19 protein-coding genes and 1 pseudogene are annotated in these 23,952 nt (G+C 38.9%); 16 read left to right on the top strand and 4 right to left on the bottom strand.

Annotated elements, in window-relative coordinates:
* Positions 1–147 precede the first annotated feature (147 nt).
* From QL998_RS10180 to QL998_RS10225, 10 genes are all read left to right on the top strand, one after another.
* Positions 148–900, top strand: coding sequence for a DUF3450 domain-containing protein (locus QL998_RS10180; RefSeq protein ID WP_024594647.1), 753 nt, complete (start codon positions 148–150; stop codon positions 898–900).
* A gap of 10 nt (positions 901–910) precedes the next feature.
* Positions 911–2,278, top strand: coding sequence for a MotA/TolQ/ExbB proton channel family protein (locus tag QL998_RS10185; protein WP_290192615.1), 1,368 nt, complete (start codon positions 911–913; stop codon positions 2,276–2,278).
* 3 nt (positions 2,279–2,281) lie between these two features.
* The gene (locus QL998_RS10190; protein ID WP_010552929.1) at positions 2,282–2,809 is read left to right on the top strand and encodes a MotA/TolQ/ExbB proton channel family protein; all 528 of its coding nucleotides are present in this window, start codon (positions 2,282–2,284) and stop codon (positions 2,807–2,809) included.
* 53 nt (positions 2,810–2,862) lie between these two features.
* Positions 2,863–3,276 carry a biopolymer transporter ExbD gene (locus tag QL998_RS10195; RefSeq protein WP_004334764.1) on the top strand — a complete coding sequence of 138 codons (414 nt, stop codon included), beginning with the start codon at positions 2,863–2,865 and terminating at the stop codon, positions 3,274–3,276.
* 12 nt (positions 3,277–3,288) lie between these two features.
* The gene (locus QL998_RS10200; RefSeq protein ID WP_193371817.1) at positions 3,289–3,894 is read left to right on the top strand and encodes an energy transducer TonB; all 606 of its coding nucleotides are present in this window, start codon (positions 3,289–3,291) and stop codon (positions 3,892–3,894) included.
* 69 nt (positions 3,895–3,963) lie between these two features.
* Positions 3,964–5,292 carry a hypothetical protein gene (locus QL998_RS10205; protein WP_290192626.1) on the top strand — a complete coding sequence of 443 codons (1,329 nt, stop codon included), beginning with the start codon at positions 3,964–3,966 and terminating at the stop codon, positions 5,290–5,292.
* A gap of 284 nt (positions 5,293–5,576) precedes the next feature.
* Positions 5,577–9,665 (top strand): hypothetical protein, encoded by a 4,089-nt coding sequence (locus QL998_RS10210; RefSeq protein WP_024605225.1) that lies wholly within the window; start codon positions 5,577–5,579, stop codon positions 9,663–9,665.
* Between the two features lie 64 nt (positions 9,666–9,729).
* Positions 9,730–12,432 (top strand): TonB-dependent receptor, encoded by a 2,703-nt coding sequence (locus tag QL998_RS10215; protein ID WP_290192616.1) that lies wholly within the window; start codon positions 9,730–9,732, stop codon positions 12,430–12,432.
* A 220-nt stretch (positions 12,433–12,652) separates the two neighbouring features.
* Positions 12,653–13,792: an aspartate-semialdehyde dehydrogenase gene (gene asd / locus QL998_RS10220; RefSeq protein ID WP_024597574.1), complete on the top strand. Its 1,140-nt coding sequence runs from the start codon at positions 12,653–12,655 to the stop codon at positions 13,790–13,792.
* 339 nt (positions 13,793–14,131) lie between these two features.
* Positions 14,132–16,021: a bifunctional diguanylate cyclase/phosphodiesterase gene (locus tag QL998_RS10225; RefSeq protein WP_290192617.1), complete on the top strand. Its 1,890-nt coding sequence runs from the start codon at positions 14,132–14,134 to the stop codon at positions 16,019–16,021.
* Between the two features lie 233 nt (positions 16,022–16,254).
* Here the strand turns inward: QL998_RS10225 and QL998_RS20770 are convergent.
* Positions 16,255–17,430, bottom strand: a pseudogene (locus QL998_RS20770) (GGDEF domain-containing protein).
* Between the two features lie 489 nt (positions 17,431–17,919).
* On the opposite strand from QL998_RS20770, the gene QL998_RS10235 reads away from it, so the two are divergent.
* Complete coding sequence (locus QL998_RS10235; RefSeq protein WP_290192618.1) at positions 17,920–19,044, top strand: DUF748 domain-containing protein; 1,125 nt, start codon at positions 17,920–17,922, stop codon at positions 19,042–19,044.
* A gap of 88 nt (positions 19,045–19,132) precedes the next feature.
* Here QL998_RS10235 and QL998_RS10240 read toward each other — a convergent pair whose 3' ends face one another.
* A complete protein-coding gene (locus tag QL998_RS10240; RefSeq protein ID WP_007583228.1) occupies positions 19,133–19,942 on the bottom strand; it encodes an ion transporter in 810 nt (269 codons plus the stop codon).
* 100 nt (positions 19,943–20,042) lie between these two features.
* Between QL998_RS10240 and QL998_RS10245 the strand changes: the two genes are divergently transcribed.
* The 5 genes from QL998_RS10245 to QL998_RS10265 all read left to right on the top strand — a co-directional run bounded on the left by QL998_RS10245 (position 20,043) and on the right by QL998_RS10265 (position 22,229).
* A complete protein-coding gene (locus QL998_RS10245) occupies positions 20,043–20,255 on the top strand; it encodes a hypothetical protein (protein ID WP_290192619.1) in 213 nt (70 codons plus the stop codon).
* 14 nt (positions 20,256–20,269) lie between these two features.
* Entirely contained in the window at positions 20,270–20,551 is a 282-nt protein-coding gene (locus QL998_RS10250) for a hypothetical protein (protein WP_290192620.1), read from the top strand.
* Positions 20,552–20,619: 68 nt separating this feature from the next.
* Entirely contained in the window at positions 20,620–20,811 is a 192-nt protein-coding gene (locus QL998_RS10255; RefSeq protein WP_007583223.1) for a YwbE family protein, read from the top strand.
* Positions 20,811–21,329 (top strand): DUF4240 domain-containing protein, encoded by a 519-nt coding sequence (locus QL998_RS10260; RefSeq protein WP_024598177.1) that lies wholly within the window; start codon positions 20,811–20,813, stop codon positions 21,327–21,329. The genes QL998_RS10255 and QL998_RS10260 overlap by 1 nt, the downstream gene beginning before the upstream one ends.
* 438 nt (positions 21,330–21,767) lie before the next feature.
* Positions 21,768–22,229 (top strand): hypothetical protein, encoded by a 462-nt coding sequence (locus QL998_RS10265; protein WP_004334802.1) that lies wholly within the window; start codon positions 21,768–21,770, stop codon positions 22,227–22,229.
* 20 nt (positions 22,230–22,249) lie between these two features.
* On the opposite strand, the gene QL998_RS10270 is transcribed toward QL998_RS10265, so the two are convergent.
* Both QL998_RS10270 and QL998_RS10275 read right to left on the bottom strand, forming a co-directional pair.
* Positions 22,250–23,509, bottom strand: a complete 1,260-nt coding sequence (locus QL998_RS10270) for a Y-family DNA polymerase (RefSeq protein ID WP_024598178.1) — start codon at positions 23,507–23,509, stop codon at positions 22,250–22,252.
* Complete coding sequence (locus tag QL998_RS10275) at positions 23,497–23,910, bottom strand: S24 family peptidase (protein ID WP_004334808.1); 414 nt, start codon at positions 23,908–23,910, stop codon at positions 23,497–23,499. Before QL998_RS10275 ends, QL998_RS10270 begins: the two co-directional genes overlap by 13 nt.
* Between the last annotated feature and the right edge of the window lie 42 nt (positions 23,911–23,952).

The raw sequence follows: 23,952 nt of genomic DNA on the forward strand, positions 1-23,952 counted from the left end.
GACTTTTTTGCGCAACATCCTTGTCATGTTTCATCTATAAACTCCTGCTCATTGAATTATTAAGTCATAAATTATTTATATAACAAAGTTTATGACCTAAAAAAACAAACTAGCAAATCCGCTAACTAACGAGTAAAGGTGTATGCGATGAAAGGCGTTAAACCATTAATCTTAGCTGGTATTGTGGCCGCAAGTGCAGCAGTACACGCAAACGATTTAGATAAGGTTATTGATAAAAGCAGTGAAATTAATAAATCAGCTGCGCAATCACAAACAAAAATAGACAAGATTGCAGATTCAATGCAAGGACGTTTACAGCAATTTAAAACCCTCAATAAAGAGATTGATGGTTTAGCTGTATACAACGCCCAGCTAACTAAACAATTAAATAATCAAATAGAAGAGATGGAATCTTTAAACCTGTCAATGGATCAGGTTTCTATTATTGAACGTCAAATTACTCCGCTAATGCTTAGAATGATTGAAGGTCTTGAGCAGTTTGTATCTTTAGATATTCCATTTTTAGCTGATGAGCGCACTAAGCGCGTTACGTCTTTAAAAGAAATGATGAATCGTGCTGATATTAACTCAAGTGAAAAATTCCGCCGTGTACTTGAAGCGTATCAAGTAGAAGTTGACTACGGGCGCACTATTGAAGCTTATACCGCACTTTTAAATGTGGATGACAAAGAGCGTGAAGTTGATTTTTTACGCATTGGCCGTTTAGAGCTTATTTACCTAACACGCGATGGCAAAAAAGCAGGTAGCTGGAATGCAGAGACAAAATCATTTGAAGCATTACCAGACTCTACAATAAGCCAAATTAATAAAGGTTTACGCATTGCGCGTAAACAACTTGCCCCAGATATGTTAACTCTGCCAGTACATGCAGCAGAATAAGAGGTTGAAAATGAAATTGTTTACTCAAATGACAAAAATAGCTCTTTTTGCTGCAAGCCTAAGCATTACTGGTGCAAGTATAGCGGCAGAGCCAATGAACTTAGATTCATTACTTAAAACGCTCGAAAATGGTAAATCAGCTCAAAGCGAGCAAAATAAACAACGTGAACAAGAGTTTGCTGCTCGCCAAAACGAGCAAGTACAAACACTTAAAAATACCCAAGCAAAGCGCAATCAAATGCTGGTGGAATCTGAACGTCTAGAAACGCAATTTGAAGAAAACGAAGTAAAACTTGCTAACTTAACAGACACGCTTTCTAAACGCATGGGTTCGCTTAAAGAGTTGTTTGGCGTTCTTCAACAAGTTGCAGGGGATTCTAGTAATAAGTTTGCGACATCAATAATATCTGCTCAGATTGCTGGGCGCAGTATGTTTATGGATGACCTTGCTCAAAAGATGGGTTCAACTTCAAAACTTGCTTCAATAGAAGATATTGAAAAAGTATGGTTTGAATTACAACGCGAAATGACCGAGCAAGGTAAAGTAAGTCGTTTTAACGCAAGTGTTATTGTTGAAGGCGGTACTAAAGCACAGCAAGAAGTTGTGCGAGTGGGCGCATTTAACCTCGTATCAAACGGTAAGTATTTAGAGTTTAACTCCTCGACTAATTCTTTGAGTGAATTAACTCGCCAACCTGTATCGCGCTTTACTGCAACAGCAGAAGAGCTACAAAGCACTAAAAGTGGCGTGGTGCAATTTGCACTTGACCCAACAGGCGGCTCTATTCTTGGTTTATTAGTACAAGCACCTGATACACAAGAACGTGTTCATCAAGGTGGCACAGTGGGTTATGTGATTTTAGGCGTAGGTGTTATTGCACTACTTATATCACTTGAGCGTTTTTTCTCACTATTGATTATGGGCGGTAAAATTCGTCGCCAGCTTAAAGATACAGTTGCACGTGATGACAATCCGCTTGGACGCGTAATGAAAGTAAAAGATCAATTTCCAAGTGTTTCACACGACACACTGGAGCTTAAACTAAGTGAAGCTATTTTACGTGAAATGCCAAAAGTGACGCGTAATTTAACACTTATCAAAATCATCTCTGTTGTTGCGCCGCTACTAGGTTTATTAGGTACGGTAACCGGCATGATCAATACATTCCAAGCAATCACCTTATTTGGTACTGGGGATCCTAAGCTTATGGCGGGTGGTATTTCTCAAGCGCTAGTAACAACGGTATTGGGCTTAGTGGTCGCCATACCAACGGTATTTTTATACACCTTACTTAATACGCGCGCTAAAAATATCTTGTTAACTATTCAAGAGCAGAGCGCCGGTATTATTGCAGAGCGAAGCGAGGAAGGAGCATAAACCATGGTGCTATTGATTGATTCAATCAATGCTATCCGTGATTTTCTCGACACTGGTGGCCAAGTTCTCTTGGTCATCGGGGTGTTAATCTTCGCGATGTGGTTATTGATACTCGAGCGATTTATTTACTTTTTTAATGGTTTTAGAAGCTATAAACACGCTCTTAAAGCCAATTGGATTAACCGTGCAGAACGAGATAGCTGGAATGCAGAGCAAATACGCGAAGCTATGATATCGCGAGCTGGTATGCGCTTAAACACCAATCTTTCTTTGATTAATGTGATGGTTGCTTTGTGCCCGCTACTTGGTTTGTTAGGCACGGTGACGGGCATGATAGAAGTGTTTGATGTAATGGCAATTACTGGCACTGGTAGTGCGCGTTCAATGGCATCAGGGGTATCTAAAGCAACTATTCCGACAATGGCAGGCATGGTAGGTGCGTTATCTGGGGTATTTGCCTCAACGTACTTACAACGAAAAGCTAAGCGCGAAGTAGAACTACTACAAGACAGCATGGTTTTAGACCATTAAGAAAAATTTTGATAAGCGGCTTATATAAAGCCACTTATCCTAGGAGAATAAAAATGAGAGCCCCGTTAGGAAACCTATTTCAAGAAGACGAAGCTGAAGAAATAAACATGACCCCAATGTTAGACGTTGTATTTATCATGCTTATTTTCTTTATTGTAACTGCCTCTTTTGTTAAAGAAGCCGGTATTGATGTAAACCGCCCAGAAGCCGCAACAGCTGTTAAAAAAGAGCGTGCTAATATTTTAGTGGCTATTTCTGATACAGGCGAGATTTGGATTAATAAACGTCAAATTGATGTACGCGCAGTACAAGCCAATATCGAGCGTTTAAAAGCAGAAAATCCACAAGGTAGCGTTGTGATTCAAGCAGATAAAAAAGCCACTACCGAAATGTTAATAAAGGTGATGGATGCCTCGCGCGCGGCGGGCGCATTTGATGTATCAATTGCCGCACAAGATGCGTCTTAAGGGCTAGTTATGTTGCGATATTTAGTTGCATTAGTGATAGCCGGTGTAGTGACCTTTATGTTGTTTTTAGGCATGCAGGCACTGATCACTGGCGGTGAAGGCGCTATGACGGATCCGGTAAAGGGTAACGTACTTGATTTTGTTCGCTTGAAAAAAGAAGAAACCGTACAAAAAAAAGAGCGTAAGCCACAAAAGCCACCAACACCAAAAGAGCCGCCACCACCAATGGAATCACCGCAAATGCAAAATAGTGATGCTACAGCAAATGCTAACAACTTTGACTTTGGTGCCAATGTAGATGCGGATGTAAATTTAGCCGGCGGGTTAGCACTTGAAACAAGTGATGGTGAATATTTACCGATTGTAAAAGTGGCACCTGTTTATCCGCGCCGTGCATTATCGCGAGGTATCGAAGGCTACGTTATTGTTGAATTTATAGTAACTAAACAAGGCACTGTACGCGACCCACAAGTAGTAAAAGCAGAGCCTGAGTCACTCTTTGATAGAGCCGCGATGGATGCAGCACTTAAATTTAAATATAAACCACGCGTAGTAAACGGTGAAGCCGTTGAAGTGGCGGGTGTTCAGAACAAAATATCTTTCCAAATTAGCGGTTAATTTAGTAATTAACCACGAGTATACGGACAGTAATGCGAGGCGATTATGAAACTATTTATTAAATCTGTTATGAAATTAAGCCCTACAGCTAAATTTTTAAAATTAACACTATTTTGTACCGCTGCAGTGAGTACAAGTATTGTTACTCCAAGTGCTTTAAGCCTGATACCAGGGCTAAATGTAGCTACGGCATATGCAGAGCAAGAGCAAAAAACAAAACGTGTACCAGCGCTTCGCGAAAAGGTCTACAGCCAACTCGCACGTGCACAAAAACTCGCTGATGATGGCGATGTTAAAGCAGGCCTTGAAGCGCTTGATAGCATTCAAGAGCGAGCTTCAAGCATGAACTCGTACGAAATTGCGATGATGCATAATTTTTATGGGTTTATTTATTACAACGAAAACGATTTACCAAAAGCGATAGCTTCGTTTGAAAAGGTCGTAGCAGAGGAAGCCATTCCTGAGTCGCTTCGTTTAAGTACTACCTTTAGTTTAGCGCAACTAGCTATGGCTAATAGTGATTACACTAAAGTTATCGCATTTTTAGATGACTGGGACACTATTAACACTAAGCCTAAAACAGAAGGCTATTACTTGTTAAGGGCTCAAACATACTATCAGTTAAAGGATTATAAAAAAGGCCTTGAGTACATATCTCAAGTGATTGCTTTAAGCGACAGCGAAGGCAAAATCCCTAAGGAAAACTGGTTAGTACTACAGCGTGCCATGTACTACTCACTTAATCAAACTGACAAAGTTGTTGAAGTACTTGAGCGTATGGTAAAGCTTTATAACAAGCCTGAGTATTGGGTACAGTTATCAGGTATGTATGGTGAAACAGGGCAAGAAAAGCAGCAGTTGGCGGTAATTGAAGCGGCTTATCAGCAAGGATTTTTAACCTCTAAGTCTGATTTACGTCAATTAGCGCAAGTGTATTTATATAACGGCTTAGCATTTAAAGCCGCAGACGTTATGAGTGATGCGATTGAAAAAGGGATTGCAGAGCAAAACGCTAAAAACTATGCCTTTGTAGCTGAGGCGATGATCCAAGCAAAAGAAGACGAAAAATCAATAAAATACTTTGTAAAAGCAGCCGATTTATCACCCAGTGGTAAATATGACCAACGCTTAGCTGAAGTATATGTTAATACTGAGCAATATGAAGAAGCGGCCGACGCAGCGCGTAAAGCACTTAATAAAGGCTCACTTGATTTTGAATCAAATGCATTTGTTGCCTTGGGTATGGCTCAGTACAACTTACAAAATTTTGATGCATCAATTTTAGCGTTCGAACAGGCAGAAAAACATAAAAAATCACAGCGTTTAGCGCAGCAATGGATTAAATATGTAAAGCGCGAGAAAGTGCATGCAGAAACATTAAGAACGGCACTGCTTTAAGCTTTAGTAATAACGTTTAAATATAATTTCATAATCGCAAATCCAAACCACACTATTTTTAGTGTGGTTTTTTTATGTTTTTAATAAATTAACTACTTGAATTTTATGTAAATAACTTTGTCATCTTATGTTTATTAAAGTGTAACTGTAATGTCATATAGCTACCGTAAGGTAGGCGCTGCTGATAACTCAAGTGACCTTAAAGCATTACTTAATGTTTTAAGGTGACTTGAGTTTATTTAAAGCACTTAACAAAATAATTAAATACTTTAACGGAGTGAACAATGAAATTATCTGACTTATTTAAAGTTAGTTTGATTGCAACTGCAGTATCTTTAGCGGGTTGTGGTGGTGACTTAGTAGTATCTGAAGGCGACACAACAATAAATGAAGGCGACACAGTTACTAATGTTGTTGAAGGTGGCAGTGGTACAGTAGATGAAACATCATCGCGTGATGATTCGCAAAATGCAACTACGGGTTTCCCTGCTGATATCGACAATGCACTTGTTCAAGGCTTAGCAACGGATGTATCAAGTGAATTTCCAGCAATAACAGATAAACCAGTGTATCGCTTAAGTGCTGATACAACATTGATTGCTGATGTTTCACTAACTAATGATGCACATTGGATTGTGAGTGGTCGTACTGCTGTGGGTAATGACCGTGCAGATAGTACAACGCTTTATATTCAGCAAGGTACAACGATTATTGGTGAGTCAGGGGATGACTTTTTAGTTGTGCGTCGTGGTTCACAAATTGAATCAGTCGGCACTGCAAGCCAGCCAATTACGATGACATCAATTCAAGATGTTACGGGTAGCGAGACAGCAATTGGCCAATGGGGTGGTTTGGTATTACTTGGTAATGCACCTGCAAACTCATGTGGAGACCAACAAGGTGAAGCAACAGCAGACGAACTTGCTAACTGTGGCGTGTCAGCTGAAGGTGATGCAGGTCAGTTCGGTGGAAATATCAGTGATGATAATTCAGGTACTCTAAAATATGTACTTGTTAAGCAAGCAGGTAAAACGCTTGGTAATGGTGATGAGTTAAATGGTATTACATTTGCCGGTGTTGGCTCTGCAACTACGGTTGATTATATCCAGGTTCATGAAAACCTTGATGACGGTATCGAGTTTTTTGGTGGTACGGTTAATGTAAGTAATGTAGTGCTGACTAACATTGGTGATGATTCACTTGATTGGTCTTTTGGTTGGACGGGTTCGGCTACTAATGTTTACATTCAACAAGCCGCTAACGTAGGCGATAACGCTATTGAAGCTGATAACTCTGAGTTTGATTCAAGCGCCACGCCATTAACACTGCCTACTATATCTAACGTAACAATCGTCGGTGCAGAAGGTAATAATGGTATTCGTCTACGCGCTGGTACTGCGGGCGCTCTTAAAAATGTATTTGTAACGGGTCCTGCTACTTACGAAAACTGTTTACGTGTAGGGTCTGATTCAGTTCCTCGCGCTGAAGATGGCACACTAACGATTGTAAACTCTATTGTGGCGTGTCAAACAACGGCAAATAATTTTGGTAGTGAAGTAATTAACGGTGGCGACGTTCAATCTTGGTTTGAAGGACAAGATGGTAACCAAGTACTTACGCCTGCAGAGCTTATGCTTGCTGATGACGGTTACACGCCACTTGCTGGTTCACCGCTTATCGCAAATGGTCAAATTGGTGCTTTTGATGGTTCAACTAATTGGATGGAAGGTTGGACTGTCGGTATTAATGGCGGCTTCCCTACTGATATTGATAACGCGCTTGCACAAGGCTTAGCATTAGATGTTTCTAGTGAATTTCCAGCAATTACAGATAAACCAGTATACCGTTTAACTGAAGATACAACGTTCACAGCAGATGTAACGCTTACTAACGATGCACATTGGATTTTAAATGGTCGTACTGCAGTTGGTAATGACCGTGCAGATGCAACTATATTATATGTTCAAGCGGGTACAACGCTAATTGGTGAAACAGGTGATGACTTTTTAGTTGTACGTCGTGGTTCACAAATTAATGCCAATGGTAATGCAACTGCGCCAATCACTATGACATCTATTCAAGATGTAACAGGCGCTGAAACAACGATTGGTCAATGGGGCGGCTTAGTATTATTAGGTAATGCACCCGCTAACTCGTGTGGCGATCAAACCGGTGAAACGACAGCTGAAGAATTAGCTAACTGTGGTGTATCAGCTGAGGGTGACGCTGGTCAGTTTGGTGGTGATATTATCGATGATAACTCAGGTGTTCTTCGTTATATTGTTGTTAAACATGCAGGTAAAACGCTGGGTAATGGCGATGAACTTAACGGTATCTCATTTGCAGGTGTTGGTTCACAAACGAAAGTTGAATACATTCAAATTCACCAAAACCTAGATGATGGTGTTGAGTTTTTTGGTGGCACAGTTAATGTTCGTAACATTGTACTAACTGATATTGGCGACGATGCATTCGATTGGTCATTTGGTTGGTCGGGTCGTGCACAAAATATCTATATTCAACAAAGTTCAGTTGAGGGTGATAACGCAATAGAAGCTGATAACTCAGAATTCGATTCAAATGCGACACCATTGACTAAACCACTAATTTCTAACGTAACAATTGTAGGTGCTGATGGTACTAACGGTGTTCGTTTACGTGCAGGGACAGCGGGCGTTCTACGAAATGTTGTTATAACGGGCCCTGAAGGTTACTCAAACTGTTTACGTGTAGGCTCAGACTCTGCTGCTAATGCAGAATCGGGTGAGTTGTCTATCGAAAACTCAGCTGTTGCATGTAGTGAAGATAATAACTTTGGTTCACAAGCAATTGGTAGTGGCAATGTGCAGTCTTGGTTTGAAGGTCAAACGGGCAACTTAACGCTTACGGCTTCAGCACTTAATTTAGCGACAGACGGCTTTACACCAAAATCGGGTTCACCTTTATTAGGTGCTGGTGGGGATTCATCTGAGCTTGACTCGTTCTTTACCAAAACAGATTACATCGGCGCATTCGATGGCGATAATAATTGGATGGATGGTTGGACAGTTGCTATTACACCAAGCTTTCCTGACGATATTGCTAATGCATTAGCACAAGGACTTGCAACAGATGTTTCTGCTAGCTTCCCTACAATTACAGACAAACCTGTATATCAATTAACCTCTGATGTTGTATTTACATCTGATGTAACACTGACTAACGATGCGCATTGGATTTTAAAAGGACGTACAGCCGTTGGTAATGACCGCGCTGACAACACAACACTTTATGTTCAGTTTGGTACAACATTAATTGGTGAGTCGGGTGATGACTTCTTAGTTGTTCGCCGTGGTTCTAAAATTGAAGCGGTAGGCAGTGTAAATCAACCAATTACTATGACGTCAATCCAGGATATGACGGGAGGCGAAACTACGATTGGTCAATGGGGCGGTTTAGTATTATTGGGTAATGCACCTGCTAACTCATGTGGCGACCAACAAGGTGAAGCTACCGCAGAAGAACTTGCCAGTTGTGGTGTGTCTGCTGAAGGTGACGCAGGCCAGTTCGGTGGTAATGACCCTGAAGATAATTCAGGTACGCTAAAGTATGTTGCAGTTAAGCAAGCGGGTAAAACGCTGGGTAATGGCGATGAACTTAACGGTATTACACTTGCGGGTGTTGGTCGTCAGACTGAACTAGATTACATTCACGTTCATGAAAATCTAGACGATGGTGTTGAATTTTTTGGTGGTACTGCAAATATTAGTCACCTTGTTTTAACAAGCATAGGCGATGATTCACTTGATTGGTCGTTCGGTTGGACGGGTAAAGCGCAATATGTACTGATTAAACAATCAGACTCTGAGGGCGACAATGCAATTGAAGCTGATAACTCTGAGTTTGATTCAAGTGCAACGCCACTAACAATGCCAACTATCTCTAACGTAACAATTATTGGTAATGTTGGTGTAAATGGTATCCGCTTACGTGCAGGTACTGCGGGTATGCTTAAAAACGTAGTGGTTACAGGTGGTGCAGACTATTCAAACTGTTTACGAGTAGGCTCTGATTCAGCGCCGCGAGCAGAGGACGGTACATTAACTGTTACTCACTCCATCGTTGCGTGTGAAACCGCTAACAACTTTGGTACCCAAGCAATTGGTACAGGTAATGTTGAATCTTGGTTCTTAGGACAAACAGGTAATTCAGTTCAAGTAGCCGCTGACCTTGGGCTAGCAGATAATGGCTATATGCCAACTGCTGAGTCGTTATTACTTGGTAATGGCTTTGATTCATCAAGCTTAGATAGTTACTTTGATTCTGTAGATTACATTGGTGCGATGGATGCACAAACAGACTGGACAGCAGGTTGGGTAAAAGTAGGCCTTTAACCCAAACCACATTATAGCCGAGCGAAAGCTCGGCTAATGTCTTGTTTTGTTTCGGAGTATAAAAATGAAATCTTTTAAACCCTCTACACTTGCTTTATCAAAGTTAAACTACGCTGTAATGGCTGCGTTACTTGGTTTATCAGTAAATACAGCTACGGCTGCTGAGCAGCAAGTAGAAGAGCAAGAAATAGAAGAAGTTGTTGCTGTAGGGCAACGATTAAAGGGCAGTGCGGGTGCTGTACTGCAAGAACGTCAAAACCAAGCGTTTGTTGCTGATATTATGGGTGCAGACCAAATATCACGTACTGGTGATGGCGATGCTGCCTCTGCACTTCGCCGTGTTACTGGTTTAACGTTAGTCGATGGCAAATTTATTTATGTGCGTGGTTTAGGTGAACGCTATTCTAGTACTCAGCTAAATAGCATGTATGTACCAAGCCCTGATCCTACTCGCTCAGTGGTTCCTTTGGATTTATTTCCATCTGAAATTATTGAAAGCTTGAGTGTACAAAAGTCATTTTCACCGGATATGCCAGCTCATTTTGGTGGTGGTAATGTAAATATTCGCACTAAATCAATTCCTTCTGACTTTTTATTAAAAGTACAAGTGGGTACATCGTACAATACTTCTAATAGCGATACCGGTTACTTTTACAGTGGCGGTGATGATGACTGGATGGGTCGAGATGATGGTTCGCGAGCATTATCGGATGTGTTTACTACTGCGCTTACCAGTGATGCTGGTCTTGAGGGCAATATAAACACTACGTTAGCTGAGCGTAAAAACCTGATTCAATCGCTTGATTGGGATGTAGGTATTTCACAAAAGGATGTTGACCCTGCTATGAACTTCTCTATTGCCTTAGGTGATAGATTTGAAAGTGAGGTCGGTACTTTTGGTGTGCTTGCAGCCGTATCTTACGATAACGAGTGGGAAGTAGTTCAAGAGCAAAGCGGCTCAAGCCTTGGTAGCTTAGGCTGTGAAGACAAATGTTTTGCCCAGTATTACGATGGTACATCGACTGAGCAAAATGTACGTTGGAGCGGCACATTAAATTTAGGATATGAGTTAAACTCAAACCATAAGTTTGAGCTTACTAATATTGCACTTCATGACATGAGTGACCGCGTACGTAACCGCGATTACTTTGATGCAAATGAAACCGAAGAAGGTGTCACCGAATTACGCCGAGTAGATATTACGTACGAAGAGCGCGAAATGTTTTCGACTCAGCTTAAGGGGACGCACAACTTTGCAGAGCTAAATAATTTATTTTTTGATTGGTATGGCGGTTTAAGTCGAGCAAACCGTAATGCACCAGGTGGTTTAGATGTTGTTTATCAGCAAAACTTAGTTGATGGCGTGCTTGAATCTGAACAACTGCAAGATGTAGCTGCAACAAATATCACCCGTGAGTATCAAGTATTACACGACGATGTTGAAACATTTGGTTGGAATATGGGTATGCCTTTTTATGGTGACGGCTATGAGCTTGAGTTAAAAATAGGCGGCGATTTTTCAGAGAAAAAACGTGATGCAAGTAATGTGAAGTTTGGCATTACGCACCGTGGTATAAGCGATGAGTACTCGTTCGGCTCTAACGTAAGCGATATTTTTGCTGATGAAAACACGGCGAATGACGCTTTTTATGCAAGTGTAACAGGCTCAGGTATTTTTGATGACGGCACCACTGATGGTGATAAGTACAGTGCAGCGCATAAATTAGATGCTTATTATTTTATGGCGGATTACTTCTATCAAAACACTTGGCGTTTTACTGGTGGCGTTCGATGGGAAGATTTTTCTCAAGTATCAGTCGGTTATGAAGCGCATACTAATTTCTTTGAAAATACGTTACAAGAAATCCAAGATGTAGCTATTAATGAAGATAACTTTTTTCCTTCTTTAGCTGTTACGTACATCATGGATGAAGAAATGCAATTTCGCTTAAATTTAAGTGAAACAACCATTCGCCCTGATCTACGTGATGTAAGCTCTTCTTTCTTTGTTGACCCGTTAACTGAGTTTCTGGTGAGAGGATCACCTAGTTTACAAAGTTCTAATTTAAAAAATGTAGATTTTAGGTTTGAATGGTATATGCCATCAGGTAATAACCTTTCTGTTGCATTGTTTTATAAAGACATTGAAAACCCAATTGAAATGGTTGAGCTTGCGGGCGTAGGTGGTGCATCTCCACAGTTATTAACAGCAAATGCTCAGTCGGGTAAATTGTCGGGTATTGAAGTTGATTTTTTAACTGACTTTGGCTTTATAAATAAAGATTGGTCTTCAGCATTTTTGTCAGGCAACGTTACGCTATCTGACTCAAGTGTTAATTTGGGGATTAATGATTCAGACGGTGTTGACTCACTGTTTGAAACACAGCTTAAAGAAGCCCTTGAGGCCGATACGGTATCGAATATTGTAACTAACAATGAGCGTCGTTTAGTTGGTCATTCTGAGTGGGTTGCAAACTTACAAATGGGCTATGACTCGAATGATGGGTTTCATTCTACTTCATTAATTTATAATGTGTTTGGTCCTCGTATAATTGTACCTGGTACACGTGGAAATGAAGATGCAGAAGAAAAGTCGTTTCACTCAGTTGATTTAGTTTATTCTTACTTCCCTAACTTTAACTCTAAAGTTAATTTTAAGGTTAAGAATATGCTTGGCCAAGAAAAAGAAATTGAACAAGAAGGTCTTACCCTTTGGGGACAAGACACCGGCACTGAGTTTAGTTTAAGTTATAGCTATGAGTTTTAAGCTTTATTTAAAATAAAACTCAAGGAATGAAATAGTAAACTTCACTATCTATTAGCTCTGTATTTTAATACAGAGCTTTTTTGTGTTTATGCTCAGTATGAAAAATATTTAAGTTCTGTTTTATTCACTAGTTTTAGCCGTCTACGAGTGTTAGTTTAGCGTTAATGAAAATTAAATCTCACGCAATGAATTTAATTTTTAATGTATTAAGGCATCTTTTATGAATCAAACAGTGGAACAAACAATGAAAAAAGTAGGATTAGTCGGTTGGCGTGGCATGGTTGGCTCTGTGTTATTAGAACGTATGCAGCAGCAAAGTGATTTTGCCCATATCGACACCACCTTTTTCACCACCTCACAAGCGGGTCAACTAGGCCCAGATATAGCAGGCGACGCAAAACCATTACTAGATGCAAGTGACATTAGCGAACTTGCTAAAATGGATATTATTGTTACTTGCCAAGGCGGTGACTACACCAATGCGGTACATCCAAAACTTCGAGAGTCGGGTTGGGATGGTTACTGGATTGATGCAGCTTCAGCGCTGCGTATGAGTGAGGACAGCATTATAGTGCTTGATCCCGTAAACAAAGATGTTATTGAACAAGGCTTAGAGCAAGGCGTTAAAACCTTTGTGGGCGGTAACTGTACTGTATCGCTGATGCTACTTGCATTAGGTGGTTTATTTGAGCAAGACCTAATTGAATGGGTAAGCCCAATGACTTACCAAGCGGCGTCGGGCGCTGGTGCACGAAATATGAAAGAGCTTATTGCACAAATGGGCGCTATTCATGCAAGTGTTGCAGATAAACTAGATAACCCAAGCTCTGCTATTTTAGAAATTGATAAAATAGTAAGTGAAACAATGGCGTCAAAAGACTTACCACAAGACCAATTTGGTGTGCCATTAGCGGGCAGTTTAATCCCGTGGATTGACGTACCTATGCCAAGCGGTCAGTCTAAAGAAGAATGGAAAGCGCAAGTTGAAGCGAACAAAATTTTAGGTTCTTCAAAGCAACCAGTGCCTATTGACGGTTTATGTGTACGTATTGGCGCTATGCGTTGTCATTCACAAGCGATGACCATTAAATTACGTGAAGATATTAGCGTAGAAAAAATTGAAGAAATTTTAGCGTCTCATAACGAGTGGGTTAAGGTTATTCCTAACGAGCGTGAAATTAGCGCAACAGACTTAACACCCGTTAAAGTAACAGGCACTTTAACAATTCCTGTTGGCCGTATTCGTAAATTAGCGATGGGGCCAAAATACATCAGCGCATTTACAGTAGGCGATCAGCTTTTGTGGGGAGCGGCAGAGCCACTTCGTCGTATGCTACGCATAATTGTTGATGGTGAGTAATACCAATTCGCAATAATACTTAATCAATTTGAGGGGTTAAATCTGACGCTAACTACGTTAAATATTTCTGATATAGAACAACTAAATAACGAAATCTTTGCCTTGTTATCGACACGATTTTTCTTCCCTCAAAATAGATCACTTAATTAAGCGAATTGGTATAATATATAATTAGTATTAACAAAAGGGGTTGGCAATTTGCCAGCCCTTTTTAGTTTAATGGCTTATAAAACCGCTTAAGAGGCTTAAACAATACTTTTTTATGAATGTTCACTGTTGTTTATTATTGAACTTAAGTAAACTGTTTACATTGTGCAACAGCCTATTCAAGTAACATTAATGACCTCTCATATAAATAACTTTGCCAATAAGCGATTAGCATTTGTTAGCTCCTATTTTAGTTCTGCAATTGCTATAAACACGGTTGTTTCTTGTTTTCTTATTTTTAGCAGTATTAACCACAGCGCCTCGCAAGAAAAACTTTACTGGCTTTTTACGTTATCATTTATTTCATTACTTCGAATAGCCAGCCATGTATTTGTTAACAACACCCATGCTTTTAAATATCATCTGTATTTTATAGGTTTATTATTAACAGCCGTAACTTGGGCTGCTTTCCCCATTTTGTTTTATGAAAATATGCCAATGCAGGAGAAGTTTGTATCACTCGTTGTTTTTAGCTCCCTTGCTGGTGGCGGTGTAAATGTTTTAGCTTCTGATATTCGTTCCTCCTTGTCGTATATAACCTGTTTACTGGTTCCTTTTAGTATTTTATTACTTTTACAGCCTATTGAAGATGAGAATGTACTAGGTATTTTAGGGCTCGTTTTATGGTTTATTTTGTGTTTTGTTACCGCTGTACGTTCTGCTAAAGATGTAAAGTCATCAATTAATAATGAACTTAAGTTAGATCAATTTATTGAAAACTTAGAAAACGAAGTGCAACTTCGTACCGAACAAATAATCCTTTTAGAGCAAAAAGATAATTTAACTAAATTGTTTAACAGGGGGAGCTTTGTTTCTAATGTTGAACTTGATTTAGCCAATCAAAATGATGATATTAAAGCCGTTTTATTTTTAGATATGGATGACTTTAAAATCATCAACGATAAATACGGTCACGATTTTGGTGACTTTGTTCTGGCCCAAACAGGTAAACGATTAGTTGAAACACAAACCCAAGGCGACTTTATTGCTTGTCGTTGGGGAGGGGATGAGTTTATTTTTTATTCTCGTAGTAACACCGAAGACGAACTTTTTGACTGTGTTTTTAGATTAGTTAAAACTTTAACGAAAACAGTAAGCATGGATAGCTATCAAGTAAACCCTTCTTTTAAGGTTGGGCTGTATTTTACGCGTGAAAACTTTAATCTTGAAGACGCGATTAAATACGCTGATGTTGCTATGTATGAAGGTAAGAAAAGCCGTAATGAAATATCGGTATTTGACGAGCGAATGCATGAATCGCTTAAAAGAGAAGAAGTACTTCGCAGCTCAATTAAAGAGTGCGTAGAAAAAGGTGACTTTCATCTGTGTTATCAACCTATTGTTGATATAAGTACAAATGAAATAACCACGTTTGAAGTACTACTTCGTTGGCAGTTTAATGATGAATTTATTCCCCTTTCAGAATTTATAGATATTGCAGAGCGATATGGGAAAATTAATATATTAGGTGAATTTGTACTAGAGCAAGCCATCGCGAGTTTAAGTAAGTTAAACGCTGTGAATAGTAAGATTGGATTGTCGATTAATGTGTCGGTGTTGCAACTAGAAAACCATAATTTTTTAGATTTTTTAGTTGCTCTTCTAAATAGATATGCTGTTAAACCATACAATGTGCATTTAGAAATAACAGAAACAGTGATGATTAAAAATTTACCGTATTTGTCAAAAGTGATTACGGCCATAAAAAATACCGGTGTGCGTATCTCTATTGATGATTTTGGTACTGGGTTTTCTTCTATATCGGTTTTAAAAGAGCTATCAGTTGATTACATTAAAATAGATAAATCTTATATTGATAACATTTGTGAATGCTCAAAAGATAAAAGTATTGTATCTGCGGTAACTAACATGTCGCATATGATTGGTTGCCAGGTAATAGCGGAGGGCGTAGAAAACTCCGCTCAGTTAACGTTATTACAAAGCTTAGAAATTGATAAATACCAAGGTTTTATATTCAGTAAACCAGTTAGATTTGCCGATGCGCTTAAACTTATTAGTTAGAGCGCTGGCTTTTCAGGCACAAAGTTTGTTTTATCTAGGTTCGATTTAAGCGTGCCGTGCGTTTCTGGCTCGCTGCGAGCGGTAACTTCTTTTGTGTTATTCTATTAGCTTACATTCATATGTAAATAACTTAAAACGGAGCAGTCCGCCTCGTTTTTTTAATGCTATTTGCCTAAAGATGCTGCCGAAAATTCAACCTAAAAAGATAGGTAGGCCTTAGTAATAATGAACTTTTATTGACTTAATTCGCTTATATGAACTACCTGATTACGCCCTCCATTTTTAGCATGATAGAGTGCTTTATCTGCCTCATTTATTGCGCTTTCAATTGCGCTTTCAATTGCGGTTTTATTGCATTTAATATTTATTACGCCAAAACTTGCCGTAACATTAATTATTTTATCATTAAAATGAATCGGACTACTGGCGAGTGCGTTTCTTAGTTTTTCGGGGAATGCTTTAGCTGTAGGCTCGTCGTTACGTGCTATTAATAAGGTAAATTCTTCGCCACCAATTCGGCCAAACAAATCATCTGGATTTATGCAGTCTTACATTATTTTCGCCGCTTCTACTAACACCACATCACCTCCTGCATGTCCAAACTCATCGTTTATTTTTTTAAATTTATCTATATCCCAATAAATTAAGCTTACGTACTTATAATTATTAAGTTTATCTTTTAGTTGCTCTTGGCTTTTATTATAAAACCCACGCCTATTTAAGCAGCCCGTAAGTACATCAGTCATTGCAAGATGGTTCATTTTTTCGGCTAAATCAGACGCCATTATGAATATCATAAATACGGCCATGCCGACATGAGCAGCAGGGACAGTCATAAAATTAATTAATGTATATAGCGCTATATATTCTTCATTCACTTGGCTGCCTTGCAGTAATGCTATGCTTGCTGCAACAAATAAAAGTAATCCACATAGCGAATAAGTGATACTAGCGCCTATTTCAGCAGGGAGTGATTTTTGCTTATGCCTGAAAATAATAACCGCACTTAGTATCAGTAAGATCACATCGTAATACACATACAACGACATAAATAAGCCAACATGCACATTTATGGCTGTAAAATAATAAACAGCAGCAAGAGTTACTATTGCCGAGATGATTAAATAGCGAATTTTTATACTCGAATTTACCCTAATGCAATGCCCCCATGTACCAAGTAGCACAGAGCCTACTGAGAAGCTGCTTCCTAACATCCAATATAGTGTATGAGAGTCAAATAATGGTTCTGCTAATATTGTTGCCCATTGGCATGCCGAGAGTGCGAATGCGATTGTCCAAAGCATGGCATATTGCTTTTTACCTAACGTAAACCACGACATTAAAAATATGACAGACCAAATAACACTGGTTAAAAAGAGGGTAACTAATATATAAAAAACAGGGTTCATGTATTTTTATTCTTGTTTGCGTTAATTTTACTTTAGTAGATGAAAGCGGTTTATTCGGATCAATGCAGGTTATTAGTTGGCAAAACTATAGATAGATAAGCATGGGAATCACTTCATTAAGCGGTGTATTTGAATAGTGGTATATCCTTTGCTGTAGTGATTGTAGTTTAAAGTTTTAAGCTTATATGGCTTTGCTCTATCTGTAATTTTATACCTAACAGGTACTTAAGTTACAAATATTAGTAATTTTTACACGTTTATTTATGTACTTAATTAAAAAGTTTAACTAATTAGAGCCTGTTTATCTTTCGAGGTTAAATGTGCAGCTGTACGTTTGGTTTTTAGGCAAGGTTGAGTCTATGTTGTGTGGTTGTTCTTCATAAATAGGCGATAACGCAGCATTAATGCCAAACATACGCAGCCCCTAAATAGAACAAATTTTAATCCTTAAAGGTCAATAGGCCCTGGTTTTTAGCAAAGGAAGTTAGAATGCATTTTTCATCTACAACATTTCACGCCAAATATTTTAAAGGTGTAATAGCGCTGATTGTATTGCTTATATTAATGCGAATAGCTGCGCCTTATGTAGTTCAATACTACGTAAATTATCAGCTAAAACATACGCAAGGTGTTACGGGGCATGTTGGTGATGTAGATTTGTTTTTATATCGCGGTGCCTACGCAATTGACGACGTTGAAATTTACGCTGTTGATGCAACTTCAGCTCCGAAGCCTTTACTGAGTATTCAAACTCTTGATTTTTCACTCGCGTGGTCAGCCCTTTTAAAGGGCAATTTAGTAACAAACATGGCCTTTACGCGTCCTGAAATAGTTATTTACGATAAAGACCCCAATGCTTCTGAGCAAAATAAACAAGTAAAAGACGAAACTACCTGGGTAGGGCTCGCCAATAATTTAGTACTGTTCTCTATTGATACCTTAACAATTGAGCAAGGCAAATTAACTTTAGTTAACTCAACTAATAGTGGTGAAAAACCCACTTTTATATCAAATATTAACGCTCGAATTGAAAATATAACCAACGCGCAAAACCTATCAAAAACACTAGTGACTACTCTAAGCGTAGAAGGTGCATTAATGGGGGAGGCCGGATTAAAGCTTGATGGCAAATTAGATCCCTTTAGCAAACAAGCCAATTTTGATTTTAACGCAGAGGTACAGCGTTTCTCTGTTAAAAACCTCGATACTGTATTTAAGGTATACACGCCTTTTGATATTGAAGCGGGTGGCATTGATGGCGCTATGGAACTTGTAGCTAAAGATAATAACTTAAATGGTTATGTAAAAGCGGGCGTTCAAAACTTGAGTGTGTTCTCGTGGCGCGAAGATATAGAAAAAGATGACGACGGCATATTTACGGCCATATTTGAAGGCAGTGTTGATTTACTGGGCTCTATACTCGAAAACGATGAGTCAAAACTTGTTGCTGCACGTATTCCTATAGAGGGACAACTAGATAATACGGATGTTTCGACTTTTCAAGCTGTGATTTCGGTATTAGAAAACGCATTTTTTGATGCGTTTAAAATGAAAGTAGATAACGTTATTTCTTTTGAAGATACGGATGAAAAATTTGATAACGAGGAGAATTAAAGCTCTTTGGTAATGTTCGTTTTAGTTAAATACTTAAGCTGCACCCACTTTTTAAACTTTAAGTGGGTGCTTTAGTACTTTTCTCAGATTAGTTTTTGCGGTTACTCAATAGCTCTTTAAGCTCAGCAATTTGGGATTGTAGTTCGTTTACTTGCCCTTGCGTTGCAGGTAATGAGCTGTCGTCTGCGAGCTCTTCTCGCGCTTTGCGGTGCTCTTCACTCATTACTTCTAAAATGGCACCTACCATCATATTTAAAAATACAAATGCGGTTAAAAATATAAACGTAAGGTAATAAATCCAGCTTAGTTCGTACACCGCCATTGTTTCATACATTATGTCGGTCCAATCTTCAAATGTTGCCACCCTAAACAGAGTAAGCATGGAGATTGAAACATCTTGCCAAAGTACGGGGTTTATTTCAGCAAACATCATGCTGCCCATTGCAGCGTATATATAAAAAATAACAAACATTAATAGGGCTATATAACCCATTTGTGGAATGGCTTTAAGCAATGAATTAACTAATAAGCGCAGCTCTGGGATCATCGATACTAATCGCAGTACTCTAAATATGCGAAGTAATCGAGCAATTAACATAGTAGAGCCAGCAGCAGGATATAAACTGCCCAATACTATGATGGTGTCGAATATGTTCCATCCTTTAGAAAAAAAATGTTTTATGCCTTTACTTGCAATAAAGCGGATTACTAGTTCAATTAAAAAGAATGCGGTAATGCCAACGTCCATCCAATTTAGAGCAAGCTCTACGGTAGGATGTAGTGAGTAAGTGTGCGCACCTACTGTCAGGGCAGAAACAATAATTACAGCTATAACAAATGATTGAAATATCTTGCTTTTGTCTATACGCTGAAACAACTTTTGTAACTGCGACATCATAGAAATAGATCCTTTGGAGATTAAGATTTTATGGCGCTAATATACAATAATATTGTAATAATTTAACGCTTTTTCGATATAGAAAGTGTAAGGAAATTTAATGTTTACCAATAAACTAAAAAGTAGCGCATTACTTATTGTTGGATTATGTGTTTTAGCAGGTTGTAGCTCTGATGCGCGTTTTCATGAAGTTCAATCGGCGCGCCTTGATGAGTGTAACTATAAAGCTGACAAAGAATATTACGAATGCTTAGATAAACAAGATTCTAACTACGAAGAGTTTAAAAAACAGCAACAAGCAGAAACTAAATAAGTAACCTTTATATTATGACTAAAACTCAAAAGCAGCGCGATAAGCACATTAGACTAGCACTTACTAATGCATGCGAAGCAATAAAAGAAAGCGTAATTGGTTTTGATTATCTAACGCATACCATTGATTTAAATAATGAGGCCAATACGTTAAAAGTACAATGCTATTTTAATGATGATATAGCCCTTGAAAGTGCAAAACCGCAACTTGATGAGTTAACGCAGATTATACTTAGCCAGCTAGCAGCTATTAAGTTGAACGCAAAACCAGCACACATCTCATTTTTAGCCAATTAACAGCGGTTTAGTTGGTATGACATCACATGGACGTTATAATTAGATAAATTATTTTTAGGGTTTAAATTATGGCTGTTCCTACGCGTTCGCAAATTTCACCAGGTACCACAGTAAATATTGTATTAAAAGAAGATCAACGCAGCGGCACATTAACTGAGGGTGTGGTTGAGCGCCTTTTAACAAAATCACCAAATCACCCACACGGCATTAAAGTACGTTTAGAAGATGGTCAAGTTGGCCGAGTAAAAGAGATTTTATAATGGCAGCGTTAACAGAACAGGCTTTTTGGGAATTAGTAACAACGCCTGATTTAGGGCTCGATCCGCAAAGTGTGAGCGATAACCTAAAAACTAAACTTAATGATTTAAGCGATCAACACCTTATTGATTTTGATAAGCATTTTGGCATACATATGCGTAAATGTTTTACCTGGGATTTGTTTGGTGCCGCTTTTGTGATGGCTGGATGTAACGACGATTACGGTTTTAGCGAGTTTAGATGTTGGTTAATTTCGCGCGGTAAAACAGTATTCGAAAACGCTTTAGAAAATGCTGATTCGTTAGCGCAGTGTACACCTGTTTATTACTTAAATGAGCAGCCTTACCCGTATATTGATGAGTATGATTTAATAGCCGGTTTATTATTTGAAGAACGCAGCGAAGACGAATTACCGTTTATTCCATCAGGCAGCGATGAACCCAAAGGCAAGCGTTTTAAAGACAAACCTAAGTTTTTAAAGCAAAGCTACCCTTTATTATTTGCAAAGTACTGGCAATAAAATAAACAGTAATTTGTGCGCTATTCAAACAATTTAATGAGTTCAATTTCCCTACAAGTAAGCGCATTGATATAAATCGTTTTGCTGTTTAAGTACGTATTAACTAAAGTACTTAACAGCAAAATGGTTTGTAATGCGGTATCTATGAGGAATCTTTGTGGATTTAAATGTGTTCAATCTAAGGGATTTATTCGCGGCACGAGGTTTGTAACCTAATAAGCTCGGTAATTGCTCTTGCGTTATCTTACTGGCTTACACACATGAAGAGTTAGTAATAGTCGAGCAAAGCTCCCTTAGCTGCTCGCGTCTTGGTTCCTGAATACGACTTCTCTCCTTTTATAGTAAATCTCTGTTATAGTTGTTAAAAGTTATAAAAGCTAAGTGATTAGGCATTTTGCTATTATTTAACACGCTGACTCACGAGGATACACCCACGAAATGAAATATTTAACACTCGCTTTATTAACTGTCGCTTTTACAAGTGCAAATGCTTTTTCTGAGCCGAGTAATAAAACACGATTTATACCGCTTTTAAAGTCAAAATTGGGAGCCTACGAAGTTGTGTCGAGCAACTCAGGGTTATGCGTTAACAGCAATTTGAGTTTGACAGATGAAAGTGATTTAAGTGCTGGTTTTAAACTTGGTGAGCAAATTGTATTTGGATCGCTCCACAATGGTACCCGAACCATTAAAAAACCAAACTTTTGCTTTATAACCAGCACGCTTAAATATAAAAGTGATGGCCTTGAAAACGGCTTAAGAATGAGCCGTTGTGAAAGCCCTGCAAACGAAAAAACAATCAGTCAAAGTATCAAATTTTTAGCTGATAACACACTCAAATACACATTGAGCGAACCCAATGTAGAGTGCACATTTAAAAAAGCAGATGAGAGTAAATAAAGCATCTAGTAAGTAGCAAATCATTCGCAGTATATTTTAGGGATATCGCGCCAACGCGTAGTGTACTGCGGCGACAAAAAATCACGGTTCATGTGCCACCGGTCATTTAATTTACTACTTGCAAGGCTTAGCATTCCTTTTCCGTATCGATTGTTAATTGTGTCTAAGCATTGCATAAGTTTCGGATTATCAGGGCTTTTATTAAATAAGTCATTTTGCTGAAACTGTTCTGATATTAGCTCTACCGCACCCACACCACATTTATAAAACCGTATACCGGGTTGGTAAATCTTATTAAATACCTCAGATACAGCATTAGCCATCACGCAGGTGTCGTTAGTGGGTGAGGGGAACTTATACACAAAAGACTTTTTATAATATCTATTTTCGTGCGCGCCACTGGCTGCAAAAATATAAAGCTGGTGAGTGAGCGAGTGTTGCGCTCTTAATTTATTAGCCACTGTGGTTACATGGTTAATTAGCGCTGTTTTAAGTGCTGTTGGCTCACATATGCGCTCTCCAAAACTACGGGTTGAATAAATCTCCCGCTTATCTTGTCGTACATCATCCCAGTTTAAACATGTTATCCCGTTAAGCTCGCTTACTGTGCGTTCAACAACCACACTAAATGCACGGCGCATTGCTCTAGGGTTTTGCTGAGCAAGATCCCAGGCGGTGTGTATATTCATTATTTTAAGTTTTTTAGCTAGCCGGCGGCCTATTCCCCACACATCTTCGCAGCTCATTCTTTGTAAAATAGCTTGGCGAGTTTGTTCGCTATTTATTACTGCAACACCATTAAAACCACTGAGCTTTTTAGCGGCATGGTTAGCGGCTTTTGCTAAAGTAGGGGTCGGGCCAAAACCTACACCTACAGGAAGCTTTGTTTCGCGCCATACTGTGCGCCTTATTGTATGACCGTATTCATGCCAGTCTTTAATTAATGATGTGTAGCCATCAAAGTGCAAAAACGATTCATCAATACTGTATATGTGCTGTGTATCGCAAAAGCGAGCGATGATATTCATCATTTTGTCGCTTAAATCAGCATAAAGCTCGTAATTGCTAGAGCGAATAACAACGTTGTTTTGCTCAAGTAAATGCTTAACTTTAAAGTACGGGCCAAATTTAGGAATATTTAAGCGCCGAGCAATAGGGCAAATAGCGCATACACAGCCATCGTTATTGGTAAGTACAACCACGGGTTTTGATCGAATAGCAGGGTCGAATACTTTTTCGGCACTGGCATAAAATGACACAGCATCAACTAAGGCATACATTTTAGTAACTCTGGGCTTTGCCTGTGCATTCTTATTGATAGCGTTACTACGCCTTCGAGCTGAAACTCGTCTGCAGAGGTGAGTTGTACAGGCTTATGTAAAGAAGAAGCTGAAAGCAGCCGCGCATTGGTTTTATCAAGCAGCTTGCATACAAAAAGACCATTTAAGTTAGCAACAATAACGTCACCATTCTCTGCAGGCTCTGCACGGTCAATAACTAATAAGTCCCCTTCAAAAATTCCGACTTCTTGCATAGAGTTACCCGATGCTAGGCCAATAAAGGTAGCATTTGGGTGCTTTATTAAAAGCTCATCAAGGGTTACACCTAGCTCGGTGTACTGCGCTGCGGGCGATTCAAAACCACACACGCCTGCTTCTATATAAATGGGAATTACAAACATAACACAACCTAAAACGCATATACTGTATAAGTGTACAGTATA

The organism is Pseudoalteromonas sp. APC 3691, assembly GCF_030408135.1.
Taxonomy (GTDB): domain Bacteria; phylum Pseudomonadota; class Gammaproteobacteria; order Enterobacterales; family Alteromonadaceae; genus Pseudoalteromonas.

Bases quoted from the DNA above. Each gene is read 5' to 3' on its own strand.
- QL998_RS10260 (WP_024598177.1), top strand. From the start codon at position 20,811: ATGGCAGCGTTAACAGAACAGGCTTTTTGGGAATTAGTAACAACGCCT.
- QL998_RS10180 (WP_024594647.1), top strand. From the start codon at position 148: ATGAAAGGCGTTAAACCATTAATCTTAGCTGGTATTGTGGCCGCAAGT.
- QL998_RS10225 (WP_290192617.1), top strand. From the start codon at position 14,132: ATGACCTCTCATATAAATAACTTTGCCAATAAGCGATTAGCATTTGTT.
- QL998_RS10265 (WP_004334802.1), top strand. From the start codon at position 21,768: ATGAAATATTTAACACTCGCTTTATTAACTGTCGCTTTTACAAGTGCA.
- QL998_RS10275 (WP_004334808.1), bottom strand. From the start codon at position 23,910: ATGTTTGTAATTCCCATTTATATAGAAGCAGGCGTGTGTGGTTTTGAA.
- QL998_RS10250 (WP_290192620.1), top strand. From the start codon at position 20,270: ATGACTAAAACTCAAAAGCAGCGCGATAAGCACATTAGACTAGCACTT.
- QL998_RS10185 (WP_290192615.1), top strand. From the start codon at position 911: ATGAAATTGTTTACTCAAATGACAAAAATAGCTCTTTTTGCTGCAAGC.
- QL998_RS10235 (WP_290192618.1), top strand. From the start codon at position 17,920: ATGCATTTTTCATCTACAACATTTCACGCCAAATATTTTAAAGGTGTA.
- QL998_RS10240 (WP_007583228.1), bottom strand. From the start codon at position 19,942: ATGATGTCGCAGTTACAAAAGTTGTTTCAGCGTATAGACAAAAGCAAG.
- QL998_RS10205 (WP_290192626.1), top strand. From the start codon at position 3,964: ATGAAATTAAGCCCTACAGCTAAATTTTTAAAATTAACACTATTTTGT.
- QL998_RS10190 (WP_010552929.1), top strand. From the start codon at position 2,282: ATGGTGCTATTGATTGATTCAATCAATGCTATCCGTGATTTTCTCGAC.
- asd (WP_024597574.1), top strand. From the start codon at position 12,653: ATGAATCAAACAGTGGAACAAACAATGAAAAAAGTAGGATTAGTCGGT.
- QL998_RS10215 (WP_290192616.1), top strand. From the start codon at position 9,730: ATGAAATCTTTTAAACCCTCTACACTTGCTTTATCAAAGTTAAACTAC.
- QL998_RS10245 (WP_290192619.1), top strand. From the start codon at position 20,043: ATGTTTACCAATAAACTAAAAAGTAGCGCATTACTTATTGTTGGATTA.
- QL998_RS10270 (WP_024598178.1), bottom strand. From the start codon at position 23,509: ATGTATGCCTTAGTTGATGCTGTGTCATTTTATGCCAGTGCCGAAAAA.
- QL998_RS10255 (WP_007583223.1), top strand. From the start codon at position 20,620: ATGGCTGTTCCTACGCGTTCGCAAATTTCACCAGGTACCACAGTAAAT.
- QL998_RS10195 (WP_004334764.1), top strand. From the start codon at position 2,863: ATGAGAGCCCCGTTAGGAAACCTATTTCAAGAAGACGAAGCTGAAGAA.
- QL998_RS10210 (WP_024605225.1), top strand. From the start codon at position 5,577: ATGAAATTATCTGACTTATTTAAAGTTAGTTTGATTGCAACTGCAGTA.